The 22,539-nt window shown below is 58.1% G+C and carries 15 protein-coding genes, 2 pseudogenes and 1 riboswitch; of the genes and pseudogenes, 7 read left to right on the top strand and 10 right to left on the bottom strand.

The genetic code is table 11. The annotated features are described in order from the left end of the window. Nucleotides 1–53 precede the first annotated feature (53 nt). From HU806_RS24395 to HU806_RS24380, 4 genes and pseudogenes are all read right to left on the bottom strand, one after another. Nucleotides 54–2,087, bottom strand: a complete 2,034-nt coding sequence (locus tag HU806_RS24395; protein ID WP_186615258.1) for a hypothetical protein — start codon at nt 2,085–2,087, stop codon at nt 54–56. Nucleotides 2,088–2,272: 185 nt separating this feature from the next. Beyond that, entirely contained in the window at nt 2,273–4,198 is a 1,926-nt protein-coding gene (locus HU806_RS24390; protein WP_186615256.1) for a hypothetical protein, read from the bottom strand. 356 nt (nt 4,199–4,554) lie between these two features. Beyond that, nucleotides 4,555–4,722 (bottom strand): annotated as a pseudogene (locus HU806_RS24385) (IS630 family transposase); the annotation flags it as partial. Nucleotides 4,723–4,757: 35 nt separating this feature from the next. Further along, the gene (locus HU806_RS24380) at nt 4,758–5,939 is read right to left on the bottom strand and encodes a pyridoxal phosphate-dependent aminotransferase (protein ID WP_186615254.1); all 1,182 of its coding nucleotides are present in this window, start codon (nt 5,937–5,939) and stop codon (nt 4,758–4,760) included. 193 nt (nt 5,940–6,132) lie between these two features. Between HU806_RS24380 and HU806_RS24375 the strand changes: the two genes are divergently transcribed. The 5 genes from HU806_RS24375 to cobM all read left to right on the top strand — a co-directional run bounded on the left by HU806_RS24375 (nt 6,133) and on the right by cobM (nt 9,433). Beyond that, entirely contained in the window at nt 6,133–6,942 is an 810-nt protein-coding gene (locus HU806_RS24375) for a hypothetical protein (RefSeq protein ID WP_186615252.1), read from the top strand. Nucleotides 6,943–7,000: 58 nt separating this feature from the next. Next, nucleotides 7,001–7,222, top strand: a riboswitch (cobalamin riboswitch). A gap of 99 nt (nt 7,223–7,321) precedes the next feature. After that, nucleotides 7,322–7,510, top strand: coding sequence for a CbtB domain-containing protein (locus HU806_RS24370; RefSeq protein ID WP_186615250.1), 189 nt, complete (start codon nt 7,322–7,324; stop codon nt 7,508–7,510). A gap of 11 nt (nt 7,511–7,521) precedes the next feature. Continuing rightward, entirely contained in the window at nt 7,522–8,217 is a 696-nt protein-coding gene (locus HU806_RS24365; RefSeq protein ID WP_186615248.1) for a CbtA family protein, read from the top strand. Beyond that, nucleotides 8,214–8,618, top strand: a complete 405-nt coding sequence (locus HU806_RS24360) for a cobalamin biosynthesis protein (RefSeq protein WP_186615246.1) — start codon at nt 8,214–8,216, stop codon at nt 8,616–8,618. Before HU806_RS24365 ends, HU806_RS24360 begins: the two co-directional genes overlap by 4 nt. Before the next feature lie 68 nt (nt 8,619–8,686). Then, a complete protein-coding gene (cobM, locus tag HU806_RS24355) occupies nt 8,687–9,433 on the top strand; it encodes a precorrin-4 C(11)-methyltransferase (protein WP_186615244.1) in 747 nt (248 codons plus the stop codon). A gap of 204 nt (nt 9,434–9,637) precedes the next feature. On the opposite strand, the gene nfuA is transcribed toward cobM, so the two are convergent. The 5 genes and pseudogenes from nfuA to HU806_RS26575 form a co-directional block, all read right to left on the bottom strand. Next, nucleotides 9,638–10,222 carry a Fe-S biogenesis protein NfuA gene (nfuA, locus tag HU806_RS24350; RefSeq protein ID WP_135844710.1) on the bottom strand — a complete coding sequence of 195 codons (585 nt, stop codon included), beginning with the start codon at nt 10,220–10,222 and terminating at the stop codon, nt 9,638–9,640. A 116-nt stretch (nt 10,223–10,338) separates the two neighbouring features. Then, nucleotides 10,339–10,656 carry a fatty acid cis/trans isomerase gene (locus HU806_RS26580; RefSeq protein ID WP_346657192.1) on the bottom strand — a complete coding sequence of 106 codons (318 nt, stop codon included), beginning with the start codon at nt 10,654–10,656 and terminating at the stop codon, nt 10,339–10,341. Between the two features lie 63 nt (nt 10,657–10,719). Then, a pseudogene (locus HU806_RS26935) lies at nt 10,720–10,820 on the bottom strand (hypothetical protein); the annotation flags it as partial. Next, a complete protein-coding gene (locus HU806_RS26685; RefSeq protein WP_346657193.1) occupies nt 10,793–10,897 on the bottom strand; it encodes a fatty acid cis/trans isomerase in 105 nt (34 codons plus the stop codon). The gene HU806_RS26685 and the pseudogene HU806_RS26935, both read right to left, overlap by 28 nt. Further along, nucleotides 10,860–11,147, bottom strand: coding sequence for a fatty acid cis/trans isomerase (locus HU806_RS26575; protein ID WP_238350233.1), 288 nt, complete (start codon nt 11,145–11,147; stop codon nt 10,860–10,862). The genes HU806_RS26685 and HU806_RS26575 overlap by 38 nt, the downstream gene beginning before the upstream one ends. An 81-nt stretch (nt 11,148–11,228) precedes the next feature. Here HU806_RS26575 and metH point away from each other — a divergent pair, with 81 nt between their 5' ends. Continuing rightward, nucleotides 11,229–14,939, top strand: a complete 3,711-nt coding sequence (metH, locus tag HU806_RS24340) for a methionine synthase (protein ID WP_186615242.1) — start codon at nt 11,229–11,231, stop codon at nt 14,937–14,939. An 83-nt stretch (nt 14,940–15,022) separates the two neighbouring features. On the opposite strand, the gene HU806_RS24335 is transcribed toward metH, so the two are convergent. After that, on the bottom strand, nt 15,023–21,919 hold the full coding sequence (locus tag HU806_RS24335) for an NEL-type E3 ubiquitin ligase domain-containing protein (RefSeq protein WP_186615240.1): 6,897 nt from the start codon (nt 21,917–21,919) through the stop codon (nt 15,023–15,025). A gap of 170 nt (nt 21,920–22,089) precedes the next feature. Here HU806_RS24335 and HU806_RS24330 point away from each other — a divergent pair, with 170 nt between their 5' ends. Next, nucleotides 22,090–22,308 carry a DUF2970 domain-containing protein gene (locus HU806_RS24330; RefSeq protein WP_186615238.1) on the top strand — a complete coding sequence of 73 codons (219 nt, stop codon included), beginning with the start codon at nt 22,090–22,092 and terminating at the stop codon, nt 22,306–22,308. The last annotated feature ends 231 nt before the right edge of the window (nt 22,309–22,539 follow it).

The raw sequence follows: 22,539 nt of genomic DNA, 5'->3' as shown, positions 1-22,539 counted from the left end.
ACTGACAAGAGCAGAAAAATCACAATATCTGCTCTTGTCGCGCCTATATATAATTATTGATCAACTTTACCCTTTGCTCTACTGTTCGCAACCACGGGACATGGTTCATTGTTGGCATTAACAACAATAACTTCCACATCATGAGTGCTAGACGTTTCTTCTTCGCCGTCGATAATCGCTGTATAAACAATCGAACCTTTGCCGTCACGAATAGGTAACAGAGCCTCGGCAAACGGTAGATAGACATTAAACCCGGAAAGATGCTCTGTCCCTACCAATGTTTTCTTGATGGGGTAGTTCGGCACGGGTCCAGGAACAGTATAGCCCGGATCAGGCTCTAACGGATCAAGCCCACTTAGCCGCTCCCCACTCCAAGTGAAAGTCAATTCAAGTCCCTCTGCCAGAGGTGCGCCTCCGTTTACATGGACAACAGCTACTCGCCCCTGCCCTGGAACGGTCACCACGGTCTCACAAACAATATAATCATCGCCTCCCGAGGAGACAACACCCTGGATGACCGGTGGCGGTAGCGTAACAGCCAGGACATGCACGGAAACATGCGCACGTAGAGACGGGTTAGGATTAGGTTGCGCAGGGTTTGTTATCACATAATGAACAGGCCAATTTCCGTTGGATGTCTCTTCGATCATGCTCCATGGAATGACAAACTCCATGGGATCACCTGCGCTCTCACTACCATCGACCTCATAGACGCCGCCAGGTGCTGGCACCAGAACCTTATTCCAGAACAACTGAACGTGATCATCCGCTTTGAAACCATCGAAAATGGTTACTGTTGCATCAGCATCCAAGTTGGCGTCTTGCATTTCCAGCCTATTATCCCCTGATGGCGGCAGCCCCCTGCCGGTGACGACGACGGGATTCAAGTTGGGGTTACCAATTTCCGGGTCCTCAGGATCGGGGAACACAGGACCCGGCCGGTTCAAATCAATCTTGACAGTCTCACCAATAAGCTCTGGGACGATCACAGTATTGCGTACAACCTCGTACGTGACCCGAGCATTTCTAGGGCCAACTCCACCGCGCTTCACGCTGGCATAAGGCACCTCGACAAGCAACGGCCAATTGCCATCCACGTCTCTAGGGATTTGTCTTTCCCCATCAAACTCAACCTGCACTTTGTCGACACTAACTACAAAATTCGTGTAGCGCCCAATTTCCACCGCCAAGGTAGGAAAAGAAACTGCGACGTTAACAAGCTTATCCGCACCAATCGCATCAGGAACAACGGGAGGTAATAAATTCGTAGGTGCCCTCGTCAGGAAAACAGTAACGGCCAGCTCCTTAGATTCCACACCGACATTACCTACACGATCCTCCCAATTATAGTAAAACATCCGCTGTCCTTCACCTTGACCGCGGATCAGTGAAGCGGGAATACTGATGGTCAAATCTCCACTTGAGTTGTCGAGGGCAGGAACAGTAGAGCCTACTAGCGCCCCTGGAATACTTTGTCCAAAATATATATGCGCGATATCACCTGTCGCACGATCCGCCGGACGAGCAATGGAAATATCAATAGTGGTATTATTCTCAAAAAAATCCAAATCTATGACTGAGCCACTGACATTAGTCAAACTCAAAGGCACATCTTGCAATCCTTGGTTTGGCGGCTCCCTATCGATCAGGATACGGATCTCTGGCCCAAAATACGGATTAGCGCCATGAACCGGATAATAGGAAACATAGGACAACCTACGTTCTCCTGGTGTTGTCGTCAACGTATCACGAAGCTCGAATTTGGCCGGGAGATTATCAGGATCAATTGGTGTTGTGAAACTTTGAACACTGCCAACATCAATACCTTGCCAGCGCAAGCTGATATGAACCTCACGACCAGCAGGCACGTTTTCGCTGTAAAGCACCTCCCTCAACCATACTTCATTGGTCACCCCTTGCAATGCCTTCGGCAGTTTATTTTCACCGTCCCCCGGAACATTAGGGAGTAACCCCTGTAGTTCCGGAGGTGCATCGGCGTTATTCCGACGCCGGGTTTTATGTAAGCCACCGGACACCTTATTAACGACTTGGAGATTTTCGTATTTCTTTATATCAAGCATTATCATCAACTCCGCAAGTTAGAGTGAACCCTCACTCAATGGCCTAGGTTGACTTAAAATAAAAGAACACTTGCTCGAAACCCAAATACCAAGCCTTTCAAGATAAGCAACCGTTCATCACACCTTATGCCTTGGCTCGACGCCATAAGACCGCGCCGCCCAAGCCTCCAACCTTCGTTCATAAATCTGCATCATTTACCGCAAATATCATTCAACGGACCGCAAATATTTCCGCTACCCATTGTTCGATTGATTTTCACAAAGTCATCCCTAGAAACACCTATTTTCCCATCAGCCTTGATCAACCGATAAAATGCCTTGGCCGAACCCTCTTTTACCATTGGAGCAATCAGTGACTCATAGGGCTCGACTAACACTTCAAAACCATTCGTGGCGTCGGATAGGCTCAGCACCTTGGAAAAGGAGCCTCGAACGCCCCTTATCGGAGACGTTCCATTCAAACCTTCGCTGCCTTGCCAGGTCACCAGCACGGTATCGCCTGCCGAGAAGTGGGCATTGCCTTCAATGGCGACGCGCACGCCCTGCCAGAGCCTGGGTTGCGAGCAACAATTCAGGTAGCCTTGGTCCGTAGCACTTGGAAATGTCGGGGCCGGCAACCCCTGAATTGTCTCGACCATGACATTGACTTCAGTGATCAGCGACTGTTGCTCGTTAACGCCGTTAGTGGTGATGTAATAGACCGGTAGCGCCGGATTGTTTTTATCCTGCGCGATTGCACTCCACGGCACGGGGATCGAGATAACTCGCCCCGCTACATCATCCGATTGGACGATATAGATTCCCACCGGCTGGCTAATCTGCCCCCAGTACAGCCAAATTTTCTCGCCAGGATTCGGATCGTCGAAGAGTTTTATCTTGACTGTGGCGTCCAGCCCTTCATCCAACCCTGTCAAAATATTCGGGATAGGTGACTGCCCCCATACTTCCAGCCTTTCCAGATCCGCATTGATCAACCCTGGTGCCGCGGCATGATCCTGGCCAGCGATAGTCAGATTGACTGGCACACTGATATCCGGTGAAGGCGGGGTGTACTGACCCGGTGTGGTTCGAACCCGGTAATCAACCTTTGCACGCAGCGGTCCCAGACCTTGGGCCTTTAACACTGACCATTCAATCGGGGTTTTGAGTGGAAATTTCGCAGTATCGACCTGGAATTCGGGTAACGGGGTTCCGTCCCATGACACAGCAATCCAATGCGCATTATCAGCATCTGTGTAGTGATCAATTTCAACCCATACGGAATCCCGCGCCTGCCGCCGGTCCAATAACCCATGCGTCAGTTCTACCCGTGGGGGTGGAAGCGTACCGGGTATCGGCGTCAAATCGACCTCTATCGGCGAAACTATGGATCGAGGTCCGGTATTACCGGCCCGGTCCCGAAGTCGGTAATAAGCGTATCGCACCCCGGAACCCCATGGACGGATGTCAGGCCCGCGATAAGTCACACGCAATAGTTTATTGCTGACATCAAGTTCACTGAATTCCTGTTCGCCGATTTCAACTTCAAGATCAGAAGGTGACGATGTATCGGTCCAGTAATAAATTGCTCTATCCTTGCCCTTGGCATCGGTATAAAAAGGCACTTCAACGATCATTTCCTGATCATGCTCGTTTAAATATTCCTCCGTAATCAAACCATTCGCATCCGGCGGAAAAATAATAGGGGCCGGTTGCCGGCCAAAATCGGGAGGCATTCTATCGATCGTGATTCTTTTCTTCGGTGACTCAACGGGATTGATCCCTCCTCGATAGACCATAATCGAGACGTCATAAGGGCCATCAGGTGTTAACTTCTCCACCGGAACATATAACGATTGAGGAAAGCTGATATTGATCGGGTCAGTGATGAGATATTCTTTTTCATCCACCTTCACAAAATCCAAACCTGACAACCTGAATCCCAACTCGACCCTATCCGTACGTCCCGGGGCACCGAAATCCCACTCCATGAACTGAACTTCCAAGTCTTGGCCCAATACCCGGGAAGGTAACAATCCATCGGGATCGTCCGGATCCAGGACCGCCGGAACCTTGGGTTCTACAAGATGAATGCCGCCATCGGACGACGAGTTGCTTGCTTTTTTAGATGATGGCATTTTATAAAATCCTCATTCCCATGGGCGATGGAGGTATCAGGGCGCCATTCTTTTTCGCGTATTAACTCGCAAGTCTTTATGGCTCGGATCAGGTATCTGTTTGTGCAACACTGTTGACTTAGTCAATACTTTTTTTCGAAGCTCGCCTACTGTCAGAAATAACAGGTATACATACCGTCCGTCGGCTTATCCGAGCTTTAACAACATTCAGAGGCAGAGGCAGGGTCTTGTGAGAACAGAATGAAACGAGCGCACGAAATGCGCTTATTAAGGAAAAGGAAGAGAATCACCGCATAAACGGCTTTAAACTAGCGGCTCATTGATCACCACCACGAGTGTGCTGTATTCGAAAAAATTTACCCATCGGTCTGTGAGGCGATTGCCTCGCGGGCTCGCTGAACTTTGTTCAAGGTCTCTTCACCCTTTGCGTTCCAGACATTTCGAGCCGGTTGCGCATTTCGCAGGGCCAGAAACGTGGTGATCGAGCTTTCCAGTTCGCGAACCGAACTGAAACTGCCCTCACGCCCCCTCATCACTGTTGCATGTAACGATGGAAGCCTCACGCATCTCGCAATGATTGTGTTGCACATAGAACAATCCGTTCACACGCCTGTGCCAGCTCCCCCCGCCCCACCACTAACCCAACCCGGATATGCCCCGCTGCACTCGGCCCGAACGCCTCCCCCGCCAACACCGACACGCCATACCCGTCGAGCAGCCGTTCGGCAAATGCCTGCGCCCCCAGACCGGTCTCACGCACATCGACCATCACAAACATGCCACCATCAGGCCGCACCGGTTTGAGGCCCAGGCAGTCGTCAAGCATGGCGCACACCAGGTCCCGCCGCTGGCGATACTCCTCGCGCATCCGCGCCACCTCAGGCAAATCCCGTTCAAGGGCAACCAGGGCGCCGCGCTGGACGAAGTCCGGCAGGCCGAACAGCATGCACAGCGACAGGTTCGCCAGATGTTCGGCGAGCGGTTCGGGGCCGATGGCCCAGCCGACGCGCCAACCGGTCATGGCGTGGGATTTGGAGAGGCTGTTGATGGTGACCGTGCGCTCGGCCATGCCCGGCAGCCCGGCCGGGCTGACGTGTTCGCCTTCGTAGAGCAAGTCGCTGTAGACCTCGTCGCTGATCAGCCACAGGTCATGGTCGATGCACAGCTGCGCCAGCGCTTGCCAGGTCGGCAGCGGCAGGCTGGCACCGGAGGGATTGTTGGGGCTGTTGAGCAGCATGGCGCGGGTGCGCGGGGTGATCAGCCGGGCAACGTCGGTCGGCTCGACCCGGAAGCCGTTTTCCGGACTCACCGCCACCGGCACCACTGTCGCCCCGCAAGCACCGAACACCGCTTCGTAGGTGACGTACATCGGCTCGGCGACGATGACTTCATCGCCGGGGTTGAGCAAACATTGCGCGACGGCATACACGGCGCATTGAGCACCGGGCAACACCGTGACGTGTTCGGCGCCGACCGGTTGGCCGCAACGCTGCTGATGACGCCGGGCGATGCTGGCGCGCAAGGCTTGCTGGCCACGGGTATCCGAGTAGTGAGTGTCGCCGGCGCGGAGGCTGGCGACGGCGGCTTCGACGATGGCCGGCGGAGTGTCGAAATCCGGGTCGCCTACTGACAGCAACAACACTTCCCTGCCCTGCTCGCGCATGGCCAGCGCCCGGTCGTGAATCTGCCAGGCGGCGGCGCCATCGCCGGTGATGCGTTGGGTCAAGGCTGAAAAGCGCATGTGTTTCTCCTGTGAGCGCGGTGTCCAGCCTCAACCCTATCTCAATCCATCAGGGATGCCAGTCAACGGCTGCAAATGGGTATGACCTGTCAGGTCTGACAGTAGCGCCAGCGCACCGCCGGCTATTTAATCGAGGGGAAAATATCCGCACACCGTCAATGACAAACCGCACAGCGGATGTCAGGAGGTTGGAATGGAAAAGCTCGAGCCACTGAAGGTCTTCCACGCCCTGAGCAGCCACAAGGACGAGGATGGACCGTATTACAGCGAAGAAAATCTCTTGCCCGATTGGGCAACCCAATTCGATCTGCTTCTGCAAATCCAGCGCCCCTGGCCGGGTTCGGCCATAGGAAACCAGAGGGACACTTTGCAACTATGGATACTCAAGCCAGGCGGACAGCTTTATGAACGGGTCGCAACCTTCGTGCTGGAAGGCCTGATTACCTTTCCGCGCTTCATAACGCTGGGCAAAGAGCATTTGGAAGAAGGCGTCAGCAAAGTGAAATTTGAGGTGACAACCGACGCTGAAGAGTTTCATGAGTCCGAAGCAGTGACGTTTACCATTGACAAGCGAGTCCCCTTGAACGGTCAGACACCGGTCAAAGCCGTGATCGATGAAGAATTGACTGATGAGGGCGTGACCAATGCGTACCTGAAAGCGCACTGCTACGGGGTCCCGGTGGTCATCCCGGTCTACGAAGGTCAGACAACCGGACACCAGATTACCGTCTTCTGCGGAGGTCCGGACGCTCCACCGGTGGCCATGGCCGTGGTTCGTACCCCGGACCCGCTCAATGTGCCGGGAGGGCAGGCATTGCCGACGGTCGTGACGATTGCCGATTATGTCTTTCAGTCGCTCGCCAACGGCGCACACATGCTGTTCTACCGTATCGCCAACCGTGCCGGGCTACAGACGACTAACTCCATGGGAGTTTTCATCCGTGTCGGGCATGCCGGCATTGGCGCAGCGGACCCGATCGAGGACGGTGGGCGCCCCACATGACCTGATGCGAACGTTGACGTTCCATCCTCGCCCATGGTTTCCTGTGTATGGTTTGCTACACAAACCACTTGTCATGGGTGCCCTTCACAGGGTGAAACGGGAAACCGGTGAATCGTGTGCTTTACTTCAAGGCCACGTCAGTCCGGTGCTGCCCCCGCAACGGTAAGCGAGCGAAGCGTCGAATCCACTGTGCATGCGCATGGGAAGGTGATGCTTGCAGGCAAGGCTCAAGGCCCAGCCCCTCGTTAGCCCGGAGACCGGCCCATGACTCATGCTCAACAAACCCGCGGTGGGCGGGCGCTGTTCGAATCCTGGCAAGCCTTCGCCCGGGTTTTCATTGCGCTCGATTTACCCGCTGAAAAGACCAGAGGGAAGCGCCATGTCGACCATCAGCAGCACCGCCCGCACCACCAGTAGCACCGTCACCCTGAGCCAGCGCCTGAGCGCAGCGATCTTCGCCTCGGTCCTCGGTGCGGGCCTGGTCTATTTCGCCGGTTTCTCCCACATCGAAGCGGTGCACAACGCGGCCCACGACACACGGCACAGCGCCGCGTTCCCGTGCCACTGAGACCTGCCGACATGATCAAGCGTATCGCCCAGACCGCCGGTTTCAGCGGATTGCTGGCCGCCCTGCTGCTGACCCTTCTGCAAAGCCTGTGGGTATCGCCGCTGATCCAGCAGGCCGAAACCTACGAAAAGGCTCCGGTGGCCGAGGCCCATGAGCACGTCTCAGGCGCGGCCCACAGCCACGATGCCGAAGCCTGGGAGCCGGAAGACGGCTGGCAGCGGGTACTTTCCACCACGGGCGGCAATTTGGTGGTCGCGGTGGGTTTCGCCCTGATGCTGGCGGGTTTGTATACCTTGCGCGCACCGGCTCGTACGTCCCACGGATTGCTTTGGGGCCTGGCCGGTTATGCCACTTTTGTCCTGGCGCCAACCCTCGGCCTGCCACCGGAACTGCCCGGCACCGCGGCGGCGGACCTGGCCCAGCGGCAGATGTGGTGGATCGGCACGGCGGCGTCCACGGCGGTCGGCATCGCGCTGATGGTTTTCGGTCGGCATTGGCTGCTCAAGCTGCTGGGTCTGGCGACCTTGCTGGTGCCCCACGTGATCGGCGCGCCACAACCCGAGGTTCATTCGATGCTGGCGCCCGAAGCGCTGGAAAGTCAGTTCAAGATTGCCTCGCAATTGACCAACGTCGCGTTCTGGCTCGCCTTGGGCCTGATCAGCGCCTGGCTGTTTCGCCGTGGCGGCCAGGCGCACCACGACGCATGAAGGCCGGGCCGATCCTGGTGGTCGGCCTGGGCTGCCAACGCGGCTGCCCGGCCAGTTCCCTGCGGGCATTGCTCGACCAGACGCTGCAGGCCCACGGTATTGAGCTCGATGAGGTGCGGGCCCTGGCCAGTATCGAACTCAAGTGCAACGAACCGGGCCTGCTGAAGTTGGCTGAGCAACTGGCGCTGCCGCTGATTTGCTTCACTGCCGAACAGTTATCGGGCTATCAAGGGCAACTCAGCCATCGCTCCCGGATTGCTTTCGAGCGTACGGGCTGCCATGGCGTTGCCGAAAGCGCCGCCCTCGCGCTGGCCGATCAATTGGGCGATTCGCCCGCAACGTTGCTAATTACCCGCCGGAAAGCTCCCCAAGCCACATTGGCATTGGCGGCCGCTTCGTAACGCTCGATAATCGCCGCCGGGATCATGAGCTCGGCTCATGCAAGCCACTCTTTCGACAGGAACCGGTCATGACCGTTTATTTCATCGGCGCCGGCCCCGGCGACCCGGAACTGATCACCGTGAAGGGCCAGCGATTGATCCATAGCTGCCCCGTGATCATCTACGCCGGTTCCCTGGTGCCGACGGCCGTGCTGGAAGGCCATCGTGCCGAACAGGTGATCAACAGCGCCGAGCTGCATCTGGACCAAATCATCGAGGTGATCAAGGCTGCCCATCTCAGTGGGCAGGATGTGGCTCGGGTGCATTCTGGCGATCCAGGACTGTATGGCGCCATCGGCGAGCAGATCCGCTGCCTGCGGGAGCTGGACATCCCTTTCGAGATCGTTCCAGGCGTCACCGCCACCTCGGCCTGCGCCGCCCTGCTGGGTGCCGAACTGACGCTGCCCGACGTGTCCCAGAGTGTGATCCTCACTCGCTACGCCGACAAGACGGCCATGCCCGCCGGCGAGGAACTCGCCAGCCTGGCGCAACACCGGGCGACGATGGCCATCCACTTGGGCGTCAATCATCTGCAGAAGATCGTCGGCGAGCTGCTGCCTCACTACGGCGCTGATTGTCCGATAGCGGTGGTTCATCGGGCGACGTGGCCGGATCAGGATTGGGTGGTGGGTACGCTGGAGGATATTGCCGAGAAGGTGCAGGCCAAGGGTTTTCGCCGCACCGCGCTGATTCTGGTGGGACGGGTGCTGGGCAACGATGTGTTCAGCGAGTCTTCGCTGTATCGCGCAGGCCATGCGCATCTCTACCGGCCCTGAAACAATCAATCAGACGGCAAAAGAACCGGTGGCGAGGGGATTTATCCCCGTTGGGCTGCGCAGCAGCCCAAAAGCAGTGAACTCGACCTTCCTGACACACCGAGTTGCCTGGTTTGGGGGCTGCTGCGCAGCCCAGCGGGGATAAATCCCCTCGCCACAACTCCGGGTCGTTGCGCCACGGTTTTTGCTCGCAGCGCACACCTATCAGTAGTAGGCGTTTTCTTTCTGCGTGTGGTCGGTCACGTCGCGTACACCCTTGAGCTCCGGGATGCGCTCGAGCAAGGTGCGCTCGATGCCTTCCCTCAAGGTGACGTCGGCCTGGCCGCAACCCTGGCAACCGCCGCCGAACTGGAGCACGGCGATGCCGTCTTCCACCACGTCGATCAGCGATACCTGGCCGCCGTGGCTGGCCAGCCCCGGATTGATTTCGGTTTGCAGGTAATAATTGATGCGCTCGTTGACCGGGCTGTCGGCATTGACCATTGGCACTTTCGCGTTCGGCGCCTTGATGGTCAACTGGCCGCCCATGCGGTCGGTGGCGTAGTCGACTACCGCATCGTCCAGGAAAGCTTCGCTGAACGAGTCGATGTACGCGGTGAAGCTCTTGAGCCCCAGCGCGGTATCTTCAGGTTTTTCTTCTCCCGGCTTGCAGTAGGCAATGCACGTCTCTGCGTACTGGGTGCCGGGCTGGGTGATGAAGACGCGGATCCCGATTCCCGGGGTGTTCTGCTTGGACAGCAGGTCAGCCAGGTAATCGTGGGCGGCATCGGTAATGGTAATGGCGGTCATGGAAACTCCTCGCAGGCTTGCCGGCAGTTTACGCCAATCATTGCTTTGCACAAAGTCCCAGTATTTTTGTCAGGAAAGCGCCCGACGGCGCAAGAGCTCGCCGTCGGGTTCATCGATCACAGGTTCTGGTAGCGATTCATGTCCAGCACGCCCGCTTCCAAGGGGTCGGTTTGCTGGATATAGCGGCTCAGGTCGTGGAAATACTCCCAGAATTGCGGATGACTGCGGCGAATCCCCCAATGCTCGACGATCCGCTCGAACGCTGCCGCATCCGGGGCGCTCTCCATGGCATCGACGAACGCCGGCACTTGTGCAGCCGGCACGTTGAAGATGAAATTCGGATAGCTGCTGAGTACGCCAGGGTAGGCAGCTCGGCATAACTGTCGCGGCGCAGGGCTTCGTACTCGTTTCGCTTGTCCCAGTAGTCGAGCCACAGGCTGACGACGCTGCCCACGTCTTCGTTCTGGCGCGGCATCGCCAACAGTGGCGTGGCCTGGCCACGATAATTGGGGTCGGTGATATAGAGATCGTGCTCGGGCGCCTGGAACAGCGCCCAGAAGTTATCGCGGATCAGTCCGTGGCAATCTGGCCCCGGCACACCGGACCGCGGATGAATGTGCGCACGAAATTTTCGGCGTTATCGAGCATGAACTGATAGCGGGCCTGGGCCGGGATCGCCTCGAAGGTGGAAAACGGTGCCGGGGTCGTCGTTCGGACGACGGGTGTTGATCAGGTCGATGGGTTGGCCGGTCGGCGTGCGCGAACGCACCCATTGATAGAAATGTCCCGGCTCGCCGTCCTTGAAATAGACGTGTGCCAAGAACCAATGCTCGAACAGCCAGCGGCCCACCAGGCTTTCCCGAGCGCCTGTGGCGTTGAGCAGGTTCTCCCATTGCATCCCCTTGCAAACATGAGCGATATTCATGCAAAAGCCATCATGATCAAATCCTGCACAGGTTTGCTATCATCCCGGCCTTCGTAATGGTCTTTTTTTCCAGGTAGTCCTATGTCTGATCGCAGCGCTCGCTTTTATCTTCTCCAGCAAGCCCTCAAGGAACGCATCCTGATCCTCGACGGCGGCATGGGCACGATGATCCAGAGCTACAAGCTGGAAGAGCAGGACTACCGCGGCAAGCGTTTTGCCGACTGGCCGAGCGACGTCAAGGGCAACAACGACTTGCTCGTGCTCAGCCGTCCCGACGTGATCGGCGCCATTGAAAAAGCCTACCTGGACGCAGGCGCCGATATCCTCGAAACCAATACTTTCAACGCCACCCAAGTGTCCCAGGCCGACTACGGCATGCAAGGCCTGGCCTACGAGCTGAACCTGGAAGGCGCACGCCTGGCCCGCAAGGTCGCCGATGCCAAGACCCTGGAAACCCCGGACAAGCCGCGCTTCGTCGCCGGCGTGCTCGGCCCGACCAGCCGCACCTGCTCGCTGTCGCCGGACGTGAACAACCCCGGCTACCGCAACGTGACCTTCGATGAATTGGTGGAAAACTACACCGAGGCCACCAAAGGCCTGATCGAAGGCGGCGCCGATCTGATCCTCATCGAAACCATCTTCGACACGCTGAACGCCAAGGCGGCGATTTTCGCCGTGCAAGGGGTCTACGAAGAACTGGGCGTCGAATTGCCGATCATGATCTCCGGCACCATCACCGATGCGTCCGGCCGCACCCTCTCCGGCCAGACCACCGAAGCCTTCTGGAACTCCGTGGCCCACGCCAAGCCGATCTCCGTGGGCCTGAACTGCGCCCTCGGTGCCAGCGAACTGCGCCCCTACCTGGAAGAGCTGTCGAACAAGGCCAGCACCCACGTATCGGCCCACCCGAACGCCGGCCTGCCCAACGAATTCGGTGAATACGACGAACTGCCGGCCGAGACGGCCAAGGTCATCGAAGAGTTCGCCCAAAGCGGTTTCCTGAACATTGTCGGCGGCTGCTGCGGCACCACCCCGGCGCACATCGAAGCCATCGCCAAGGCCGTGGCCGGTTATGCGCCACGGCAGATTCCGGAAATTCCCCGGGCGTGCCGCCTGTCGGGCCTGGAACCGTTCACCATCGATCGCAGCTCGCTGTTCGTCAACGTCGGCGAGCGGACCAACATCACCGGCTCCGCCAAGTTCGCCCGGTTGATCCGCGAGGACAACTACACCGAAGCCCTGGAAGTGGCGCTGCAACAAGTCGAGGCCGGCGCCCAGGTAATCGACATCAACATGGACGAGGGCATGCTCGATTCGAAGAAGGCCATGGTGACCTTCCTCAATCTGATCGCCGGCGAACCGGACATTTCCCGCGTGCCGATCATGATCGACTCCTCCAAGTGGGAAGTGATCGAAGCCGGCCTCAAATGCATCCAGGGCAAGGGCATCGTCAACTCCATCAGCATGAAGGAAGGCGTCGAGCAGTTCATCCACCACGCCAAGCTGTGCAAGCGCTACGGCGCCGCCGTGGTGGTGATGGCCTTCGACGAAGCCGGCCAGGCCGACACCGAAGCGCGCAAGAAAGAAATCTGCAAGCGCTCCTACGACATCCTGGTCAATGAAGTCGGCTTCCCACCGGAAGACATCATCTTCGACCCGAACATCTTCGCCGTCGCCACCGGCATCGAAGAGCACAACAACTATGCCGTGGACTTCATCAACGCCTGCGCCTACATCCGCGACGAACTGCCGTATGCGCTGACCTCGGGCGGCGTGTCCAACGTGTCGTTCTCGTTCCGCGGCAACAACCCGGTGCGCGAGGCGATCCACTCGGTGTTCCTGCTGTATGCGATCCGCGCGGGCCTGACCATGGGCATCGTCAACGCCGGCCAACTGGAGATCTACGACCAGATCCCGGTGGAACTGCGCGACGCCGTGGAGGACGTGATCCTCAACCGCACCCCCGAAGGCACCGACGCCCTGCTCGCCATCGCCGATAAGTACAAGGGCGACGGCAGCGTCAAGGAAGCGGAAACCGAGGAGTGGCGCGGCTGGGAAGTCAACAAGCGCCTGGAGCATGCGCTGGTCAAAGGCATTACCACCCACATCGTTGAAGACACCGAGGAGTCGCGGCTGTCGTTCGCCCGGCCGATCGAGGTCATCGAAGGCCCACTGATGGCCGGCATGAACATCGTTGGCGACCTGTTTGGCGCCGGCAAAATGTTCCTGCCCCAGGTGGTCAAGTCCGCCCGCGTGATGAAGCAGGCCGTGGCCCACCTGATCCCGTTCATCGAAGCGGAAAAAGGCGACAAGCCGGAGGCCAAGGGCAAGATCCTGATGGCCACGGTCAAGGGCGACGTCCATGACATCGGCAAGAACATCGTCGGCGTGGTGCTCGGTTGCAACGGCTATGACATCGTCGACCTCGGCGTGATGGTGCCGGCGGAGAAGATCCTGCAGGTGGCCAAGGAGCAGAAATGCGACATCATCGGCCTGTCCGGCCTGATCACCCCGTCCCTGGATGAGATGGTGCATGTGGCGCGCGAGATGCAGCGCCAGGATTTCCACCTGCCGCTGATGATCGGCGGTGCTACGACCTCCAAGGCCCACACGGCGGTGAAGATCGAGCCCAAGTACAGCAACGACGCGGTGATCTACGTCACCGACGCCTCCCGCGCCGTGGGCGTGGCGACCCAGTTGCTGTCCAAGGAACTGAAACCGGCGTTCGTCGAGAAAACCCGCCTGGAATACATCGATGTGCGCGAGCGTACGTCCAACCGCAGCGCTCGCACCGAACGCTTGAGCTACCCGGCGGCCGTGGCCAAGAAGCCACAGTTCGACTGGAGCAGCTACCAGCCGGTCAAGCCGACCTTCACCGGCGCCAAGGTGCTGGACAACATTGACCTCAATGTCCTCGCCGAATATATCGACTGGACGCCGTTCTTCATCTCCTGGGACCTCGCTGGCAAGTACCCACGCATCCTCACCGATGAAGTGGTCGGCGAAGCGGCCACCGCGTTGTACGCCGACGCCCGGGCGATGCTGCGCAAGCTGATCGACGAGAAACTTATCAGCGCTCGCGCCGTGTTCGGTTTCTGGCCGGCCAATCAAGTGCATGACGATGACTTGGAAGTCTATGGCGACGACGGCAAGCCACTGGCGCGCCTGCATCACCTGCGCCAGCAGATCATCAAGACCGACGGCAAGCCGAACTTCTCCCTCGCCGACTTCGTCGCGCCGAAGGACAGCGGCGTAACCGACTACGTCGGCGGCTTCATCACCACAGCTGGCATCGGCGCCGAAGAAGTCGCCAAGGCCTACCAGGAGGCTGGCGACGACTACAACTCGATCATGGTCAAGGCCCTGGCCGACCGCCTGGCCGAAGCCTGCGCCGAGTGGCTGCACCAGCAGGTGCGCAAGGAACATTGGGGTTATGCCAAGGACGAGAGCTTGGACAACGACGCCCTGATCAAAGAGCAATACACCGGCATCCGCCCTGCCCCCGGCTACCCGGCCTGCCCGGATCACACCGAGAAGGCCACCCTGTTCCGCCTGCTCGATCCCGAAGCCAGCGAACTGAAGGCCGGACGCAGCGGTGTATTCCTCACCGAGCACTACGCCATGTTCCCGGCGGCAGCGGTCAGCGGTTGGTATTTTGCTCATCCACAGGCGCAATATTTTGCCGTGGGCAAGATCGACAAGGACCAGGTCCAGAGCTACACCGCCCGCAAGGGGCAGGACTTGAGCGTGACCGAGCGTTGGTTGTCGCCGAACCTGGGTTACGACAACTAAGCGAAACAATGCAAACCGACCTGTCGAAGGCGCTGGCATCGACAGGTCGGCATTCATATCCGCCGCTTGAACCTGGATCCGGATCAGTTGCGGCGTGACGGTCCGGGTTGAGGCGAGCGGTTACCGGACTGCTCCGTTTCAGCGGCGATGCCATCCAAATTGCTCTTCTCTCTTCGCGTGAGCTCCACCAGTTGCCCCTCGCGCAGGGTATCAACCGTTCGGCCCATCGCGATCACTTGCTGGTCGTATTGCTGCGCATCGATTGTGCCGGCAGTTCGACGATCCTCCAGTTCGTTCAGAAGCTCATCGCGCCTCTGGGCAACCACATCTTCAATATCGCTCATCTCTTCTGGATAACGCTCACGGAGGTAGGTTATCCAGTATTCGCGCTTCACCATGTCCTTCAATAGCTCATCGCCCCGCTCTGCCTCAAGAATCGAGGCGCGCGTTTGCGCCGCGCGCTCTCCGGTGATTGGAGAGCCGAAAGCCATATGAGCGGGCTGCCCCGGCAAATCGATGCCGTCGCCCCACCCTGTTGTCAGACCAATGCGATAGCGCAGGCGAACTTCTGCCCGATCCATGCCCAGACCGGCTGCTTCGGCCAACGTATCGACCCTGTCCAGCCGAAACAACTGCCGCGACAGGCGCAGCAATGCCCGGCCCCTGAGTATCGGGCGATCCAGCGGAATGTCGCGCAAGGCTTGATAGACAAACACACGAACCTCCAGCTCGCTGAACGTCAAAATGCGCCCATCGATGCAGGTGCCGTGGGTTTCGGCGTTGCGGAACAACAATTGGCGCAATTCGCTGTTTTCGCTGGCAGCATCCATGACATTCCAGACCCGTTGTGTCAGGTCTACGCGGTTGAATCTGAAATCGAAGGTGTCACGCAACATCGCGAGCAACTGGAAGAACCGCTCGTGTTCGGTTTCTTCGGCCAACTGCGTCCAGATTTCGCTCCGGACGCTGGTCTGCGCAGCGCTTGAGCCAACCAGCCATGGCTCCAGCGCCATGGCCGAGGTATCGCCCGCAGGATCAAGGAGAGGCTCGACCGGGGCGACGATTGCATGAGGATCGTGAGCACCTGCGCCACCCTGGCCACCACCCTGGGAGTCGTCATCAAAATCCAACGTATCACTTTCACTTTCCGACGCCTCCAACCCGGTTATCCAGCTATCCAATTCATCTCGCGGGATTCCCATCACACCTGTGCGATTGCGCTGGTCGCTGTAGCTCCTGAGCTCATGGAGCGCGTCGAGCGAGAGGTCTTCGCAATGGCTCAGGTCCGTCCCGGCCACCAGCGTTTCGTGATTGCCATCCAGCAGTCCTGGCGCAACCTCGGTAAGCTCATTGCTGCTCAGGTCCAGCCCCCGCAAATGTTGTGCGGTCAATAAATGCCGTGGCCAGTCATTTATCCCATTGTCACTGAGATCCAGTGTTTCGATCTGGCCAAAATCCGCGGGATCGAATGTTTCCAGCCAGTTGGACCGCAGGTTGAGCCCGCGTAGGCGCCCATTGGTCAGCAACGGGTAAACCGCCTCGGGCGGGATGTTGTTATAAGCCAGTTCCAGGTGTTGCAACTGACTCATTTGCAAGACAGCGTGGGGGACGTCGCCCAGTCCATTGCTGCTCAGATTCAATCGGCGCACCTGAGGGAAAGACTCGAAAAAACCGTTTGAACCTTGTTCGGTTAAAAGCACGCCCGACAGGTCCAGCGTCGTCACGCCAGGAAACCGTTCAACCAGTTCAGGCAAGTCACCCAATAGCAGGCCATGCAGACTGAGTGTCTGTTCTGAACCACTGACGCGTATCAATCCTTCTTGCCACGCCTCACCGATGCGCATCGCCGCAAGCATGCGGCTTTGCGCGGACACCGTATGCCTGGCCAGGCGTTCCCCCCGCGTATAGATCCAACCGTTCAACTGCCGAGTCAGCGTGTCACACGCCTGATGCCACTGGCTGATCCGCGCGTCGATTTGCGCCTCGGTCATTCCAGTTTCACGCCATTGCGCAAGCTCTAGGGTTGCCCGTTCCGGCGTCATGATCGGCCCCAGGCGCTGCAGCCGAAGCTCAAGCCCGGCGTCGCCCTCGACCACGGCCGATGCCTCGGGGAGCGATAATAAAAGTTGCGCTATCGACTTGCCTGTTTCTGACGGCGGAAAATCAAGCGGTACCGTTTCCTTGGCAAAGCGCGCCAATGTCCCGTGGGGAAGTCCTTTGGCATCCTCGACGCGCTGATGCGCCGCGCTCAGGGCTGCTTCGCCTTCGGCGCTGAAGGGGTTACCGGTCACATTGATCTTCAGTAGAACATCGTCGTCGGAGAGTACCGCCTTGGGGAGCGACTCAAGCCGGTTGTCGCGCAAATCAAGCCACGACAGTTGAGGCAGGCTTTCGGCACCGCTGGGCCAAGCCCGCAATTGGGTGGCTTTGAGATTCAGCGCCTTGAGCTGGGTCAAGCCGCTGACATCGAGAACGCTGAGCGGGTTGTTTTCCAGGTTCAGTTCTTCAAGGTTCTTCATGCCATTGAACTGTGCTTGCACGGCGGGGGTGACGAATACGTTGTTGTTGCGCATGTCGAGTTGCCTCAAGGCAGGCAAATCCCTGGCGACAAAAGGCAATTCGGTGAAGCCGTTGCCGCTGATCTCCAGTGTTCGCGTGTTACTGAATGCCCTGAAGAAGTTGCGTGCCTGATCAAGTGGGACATCCAACGTTCCCAGGCTCAAGGTGTGGACATGAGGAAAGCTACCGGCCGGCAACACCGGCAACCTATTTATCTTTTCACCGGCCAAACCCGATTCGGATGGAGACAGTTCAAACCTGGCGACATCGATCGGCAAGCCAAAACGTCGGCGTAAAGCCTGGCGCCAGCTATCTTGCAGGGCTCGAAGCAAGCGTCCTTCTCCGGGCTGCCGCCACTGCGCCGACGCTATGGCATGGGTCAACGTCAATTCGCCCGGCTCAGCCGGCTCATAAAACTGGTTAAAGATCGCATCGTATTCAGCCCTGATCGTTTCCAACGCATCGAATCGTTCCTGAGGGTTGTTCAAAGCGCCCTTGAATCGCTCGGGCAGACGTCCCAGGTACTCGCCCCTCCCGACCATGAACTGCAATTGCCCGCGACAGTACTCATCCACCATTTGGTTCAAATCAACCAAATGACCGAACTCACCGGAGTAATTGCTGACGTAGCGGTAGGCGCGCGTGAAGGCTTGCGGGGTCAACTTTGACCAATCCAGCGACAACCCGGTCCACAGTTTTTCGTGCCCTTTGAATATCGCGTCAGGCAACGTGGTTATTGAGGTATGTGTCAGGTCCAGGCGTTCGAGCCGAGGAAGATTGCGCACGTAGTCAGGCCATTGCGTCAACGTGTAGGGCGCCTCGATCTTCAATGTTCGCAAACGACTCACCGGCGTCAGATCAAGATCTTGTATGACAGCCTGGTCAAAGCCTGAGTAGGAGATGTGCAACGCCTCCAGTGAGGACAATGCTGTCAGTCTCGCCGAGAAATCCGCCGCCAACTTGGGAGCGCTGGTGGTAAACCTCAGGTTGATGAGCCCAGGCATCTGGCTCACCGCTTGCGGCAGGGTGGTCAACGGTTGCGCTTCGATGGACAGATCGATATAGGCATTTTCCCTACCGCCAATCGACAGCTTCGTCACCTTGGGAAAATGCATCAGGAAGGCATCCGCATTGGCGTCGGTCAGGCCGCTGCCAACGACCGACAATTCACGCACATGAGAAAAGTCGGCGGAAATGGCAGGCGGCGGCTCCTCGCAAGAAAGTGACAAGCGCGCAGTTTCGGGCATTTCCTCTGCCAATGGGCGATTGCGCCAGCTCTGCTTGAGCGCTTGCACGAATTGATTTTTATGAAAGTCCGCCGGAGTACCCGTCGCAGTGCCCTGCCATTGGTCAAGCGCGTCACTGAGCGCGTCCCACTCACGCCGGCGCGCTTGCAATACCGAATAGATCTGCTGATCTGTCTTGCCCCGCTGCTGCCTGATAAAGGCCTGGGCCTGCTGTCCGTCTGGATAAAGCTCCTCCACTCGCGCCTCAAGGGAAGGATTGATCCCCCTGCCGCGCCCGCTCGCGTAATAGCCCTTGAGTGTCGCGCTCACTCGAACCGGTGGCTTGAAGCGTTTGGCGTGGGGTTCCAGGAGCTTTGTCAGTTCTCCATGATGCACGTCAGCGTAATCGATGATCTTGCGTTGCAGTTCGGCGCTCGGATCGACACGCGACAGCCCCAATGCGGAACGCGTGTCATCAGGCAAGGCATGCAGGATCGAACCGTAGAAGTTGTCGCCCTGCCGGGGCACGCTACTGGAAGTTTCCCCACGCTCGTTGAGCGCCTGATAGCGAGGTCCGTTCTTGATCAGGTATTTTTTTTCAGGCGCATTTTCGGCGCCGATGCTATCGAGCAATACACCCTGGCTGCTTTCCTCGCGGACTTCCAAACGTACCGTATCCGGCCATCCCGGGAGTTTTTCCAGGGCACGCAATGCCAGGCGCCGGCTGTCGGCCGAACCGATAGTGTCGCTGCGCAACCCCGCATACGCCCGAACCTGACGTCCTTGTCGTGCATACCAGCGAGCTTCCTCTAGCATCTTCAATGGCGAGCGTCGCGTCGCATCCAGACGGGCGAGATCCGCGGGGCTACCATGGGCGATCACCTCCTGGGCGGCAGCCTCGCTAAGGCCGGGACATTCGCGCTGCAAAATCCTGACTCGAACGTCCGCAGGTTCCGCATGGTAGAGGCTGTCGAAAATCGCCGGTTGCCGGGTGAGCTCTCCCGAGCTGGCTGCGCCTTGCAACCGGCCCATCATCTGGCCTGCCTCGGCATCCGCCTTGAACAAACGCATTGCATCCCTCAGCTCGGGAGGGGGAGCCGCAAGGTCCATGTGCATTTTGCGCAGGGCGTTGTCGCTAACCCCGCTGACATCGGCGAGCCGCAGCAGCACCGCATCCGAAAACGCTGCGGTCTGATGCCCGATGCGCCTGAGCAGCGTCAGGCGATCCCACGTCATCGGGCGCTCCAGCGAGTGCCGCCAGGCTCCAGCACCGTTATGTTCAAGGATAGGTTGATACGCCAAAGTGTCCGTCGGGTGCTTGATACGCCATTTGTGGATCGACTCATCGAAGAACTGCTCGTAGACCTTGTTCCCTTGACGGATATAGGTCTTGCCATCGAGTCCGTATTGTCCCAACGCGTTCGGAGCGCTCGGGCCGTCGAGCGTTACCGCACTTTCATAGCCGCTCAGGTCCGGCTTCCACAGGCGCGTTTCGCCATTGGGCAATGTCACGGGCTGAAGGCGCTCGATCACCGGCTCCGGCTTGATCGCGACCAGCTTGCTGAACCCAGCGCCCACACCGGCCATCCCACCGATCAGCGCCAGGTTCTGCGCGACATCGACCAAGTGGGCCTTGGCGGCTCGTTTGTCTCCCTCCCCCCACTCGACTGCGCCTTCGATGGTTTCGTACAACAGTTGTTCCGCCATGACCGCCATCATGACCTCACCCAACACCGGAACGAACATGGACACCATGTTCACGGCATACAGGCCCATTTGCAGTAGATGGGCCAGTTTGGCTTCCCTTGCCTTGGCGTCGACGTCGCTCGTGGGGACGGCATGGCTGCGCGCATCGGCGAGTACCTTTTCACGGTGCCGGTCGTAAAGGTAAGTCCACGGGTCCAGGTTATCGGCCCATAACGTTCGGCCTTTCTGGTGCAGCGTCGAAGGCGCGATGTAAGGATCGGGATGGCGCTGCATCTTTGGACGTCTCGGGGGGCGCTCATCGACCCGCGTCAGCAGCGAAAAAGGATCGAGCAAAGGCAGCGGCTGCAAACTGAATGGATCGCTCGGTAAGCTGTTCGCCTCCTGGACGAACTGGCTGAAAAAATAAGGTCGCTTTTCGTAGGGCACAAATTGACTGAAGAAGCGCTGATACGGCGTAGGATCAGTGTCTTGTGCTTGACCGGTGGCGGGAGTGGTGAGCAATTGTTTGAAACGCGTTTTCAGTTGGTCGTTGTCGTAACGCTTCAGCGGATGCTCCGGGTCATGAGGAACATAGAGAATCACCTCGTCGCTGTAGCGATGCATTTCACAAATCGAGAACGCGACACAGCCCACCAACCGTTGCTTCATCAGGGTCATGTCTTCGAACCAGACCGGTTTTGCGCCCAACCTGGGATTGTTCTCGCCATTGATGACCGAAAGGATCATCGCGTGATCCCTGGGTTCGATATCTTTCGTCAACAGCGCTTGCTCGGCTGCGGCCCGCATCGCGGTTTTCTGGCTGGCAATGAAGTGCTGGCGAAGCGTCGTTTCGGTCGCCGCGTCGGCAGGGTAGAAAAACGACTTGAGGTAGGCTTGGTACTTCGCACCAATGTCCAGGCTGCGGCACAAGGTCAGGAATTGACCGACCGATATACCCAGCATCACAGGTGTGTCAGTGCCGGGCGTGTCCGTCTTCACTACAAATTCAGACCTTTCATGGTAGGCGCCCTTCTCACACTCCCAGCTTTCAAAGTTGTGCAGCGCGACTTCCAACAGGGGCAACTTGAACAGTTCGAACCAAGAAACTTCTATCCTCAACACGCTCATTTTCAGTGGCCGTCTAAGGCATAACCAGGTTTTGTCGACATCCACATCGATATCGAACTGGTCTTTCAGTGCCTGTCTCAGTAACGGCCTGGCAAAATTGTCAACGTCCTGGAACGATGACATGGTTTTATCCAACTGAACCTGTGCTGCCACGCTTGCCTTGAAGCTGGCATCCACAACCTTACGTTGTTCTGGCGAAGCGATCGTGTACCAGGCCGGCGCTTGCGTTCCGGCTTGTTTGATCGCCTGCCTGCGTTGGGTCGTAGCCTCGATAAGCCATGCGGGCATGGCGGCTTCCAGGAAGTCCGCGTGCAGACTCTCCGTGGCCCGAGGTGTTGCGTGTTGGGTTTTTTCCGGTTTTTGCGTGGGACTCGATGACATGTGTCGCTCCTTTGAATGAAGCGACAGCGGACCAGTTCTGCCAACCGCATTGGCAGTACATATTTATAGGTCGATCGGGATTGTGTAACGAATGTCGCGGATGACCGAACTCAACCACGCAGGCGCAGTTTGACTATGCTTGCTTGGGGATGACTTCGAATGAGGGTTTTATGGACGATCCAGTCGACAACAAACCGCCTACGCTGCTGCAGATGATACACAGCGTGCTAGCCGCCGCGATCGGCGTGCAAAGCGGCAAGAACCGCGCCCGGGATTTCACCCACGGCAAACCGAGTCACTTCGTGATATTGGGGATCGCATTCACGGTGATCTTTGCCCTGACGCTGTTTGGCATCGTCAAGCTGGTGGTGCATCTGGCGGGTTTGTAGAAACCTTCAGCAGCAACCCCTGCGGGAGCGAGCGAACTGGCTCCCGCATTGGCATTGCGTGGGCGGCAGATTATTGGTGGCTGACCCAGAACACCGCCGTGCCCACCACCAGGATAATCAGGAACAAAATGGCCCAGGCATCAACAGTACTGTCGCTTTTCCTTGCTTTGGTCGGATTGCTCATTGCATCGCCTCTTGTCGGTTTTGTAGGTGATTGCATAGGGACTCGAC

Source organism: Pseudomonas sp. SWRI154, from assembly GCF_014268645.1.
GTDB classification, from domain to species: domain Bacteria; phylum Pseudomonadota; class Gammaproteobacteria; order Pseudomonadales; family Pseudomonadaceae; genus Aquipseudomonas; species Aquipseudomonas marvdashtae.
The sequence above is the reverse complement of the archived record's forward strand: the minus strand, read 5'-3'. Positions and strand labels throughout refer to the sequence as shown.

Coding starts and splice junctions, on each gene's coding strand:
- HU806_RS24395 (WP_186615258.1), bottom strand. CDS start 2,087: ATGATAATGCTTGATATAAAGAAATACGAAAATCTCCAAGTCGTTAAT.
- HU806_RS24390 (WP_186615256.1), bottom strand. CDS start 4,198: ATGCCATCATCTAAAAAAGCAAGCAACTCGTCGTCCGATGGCGGCATT.
- HU806_RS24380 (WP_186615254.1), bottom strand. CDS start 5,939: ATGCGCTTTTCAGCCTTGACCCAACGCATCACCGGCGATGGCGCCGCC.
- HU806_RS24375 (WP_186615252.1), top strand. CDS start 6,133: ATGGAAAAGCTCGAGCCACTGAAGGTCTTCCACGCCCTGAGCAGCCAC.
- HU806_RS24370 (WP_186615250.1), top strand. CDS start 7,322: ATGTCGACCATCAGCAGCACCGCCCGCACCACCAGTAGCACCGTCACC.
- HU806_RS24365 (WP_186615248.1), top strand. CDS start 7,522: ATGATCAAGCGTATCGCCCAGACCGCCGGTTTCAGCGGATTGCTGGCC.
- HU806_RS24360 (WP_186615246.1), top strand. CDS start 8,214: ATGAAGGCCGGGCCGATCCTGGTGGTCGGCCTGGGCTGCCAACGCGGC.
- cobM (WP_186615244.1), top strand. CDS start 8,687: ATGACCGTTTATTTCATCGGCGCCGGCCCCGGCGACCCGGAACTGATC.
- nfuA (WP_135844710.1), bottom strand. CDS start 10,222: ATGACCGCCATTACCATTACCGATGCCGCCCACGATTACCTGGCTGAC.
- HU806_RS26575 (WP_238350233.1), bottom strand. CDS start 11,147: ATGAATATCGCTCATGTTTGCAAGGGGATGCAATGGGAGAACCTGCTC.
- metH (WP_186615242.1), top strand. CDS start 11,229: ATGTCTGATCGCAGCGCTCGCTTTTATCTTCTCCAGCAAGCCCTCAAG.
- HU806_RS24335 (WP_186615240.1), bottom strand. CDS start 21,919: ATGTCATCGAGTCCCACGCAAAAACCGGAAAAAACCCAACACGCAACA.
- HU806_RS24330 (WP_186615238.1), top strand. CDS start 22,090: ATGGACGATCCAGTCGACAACAAACCGCCTACGCTGCTGCAGATGATA.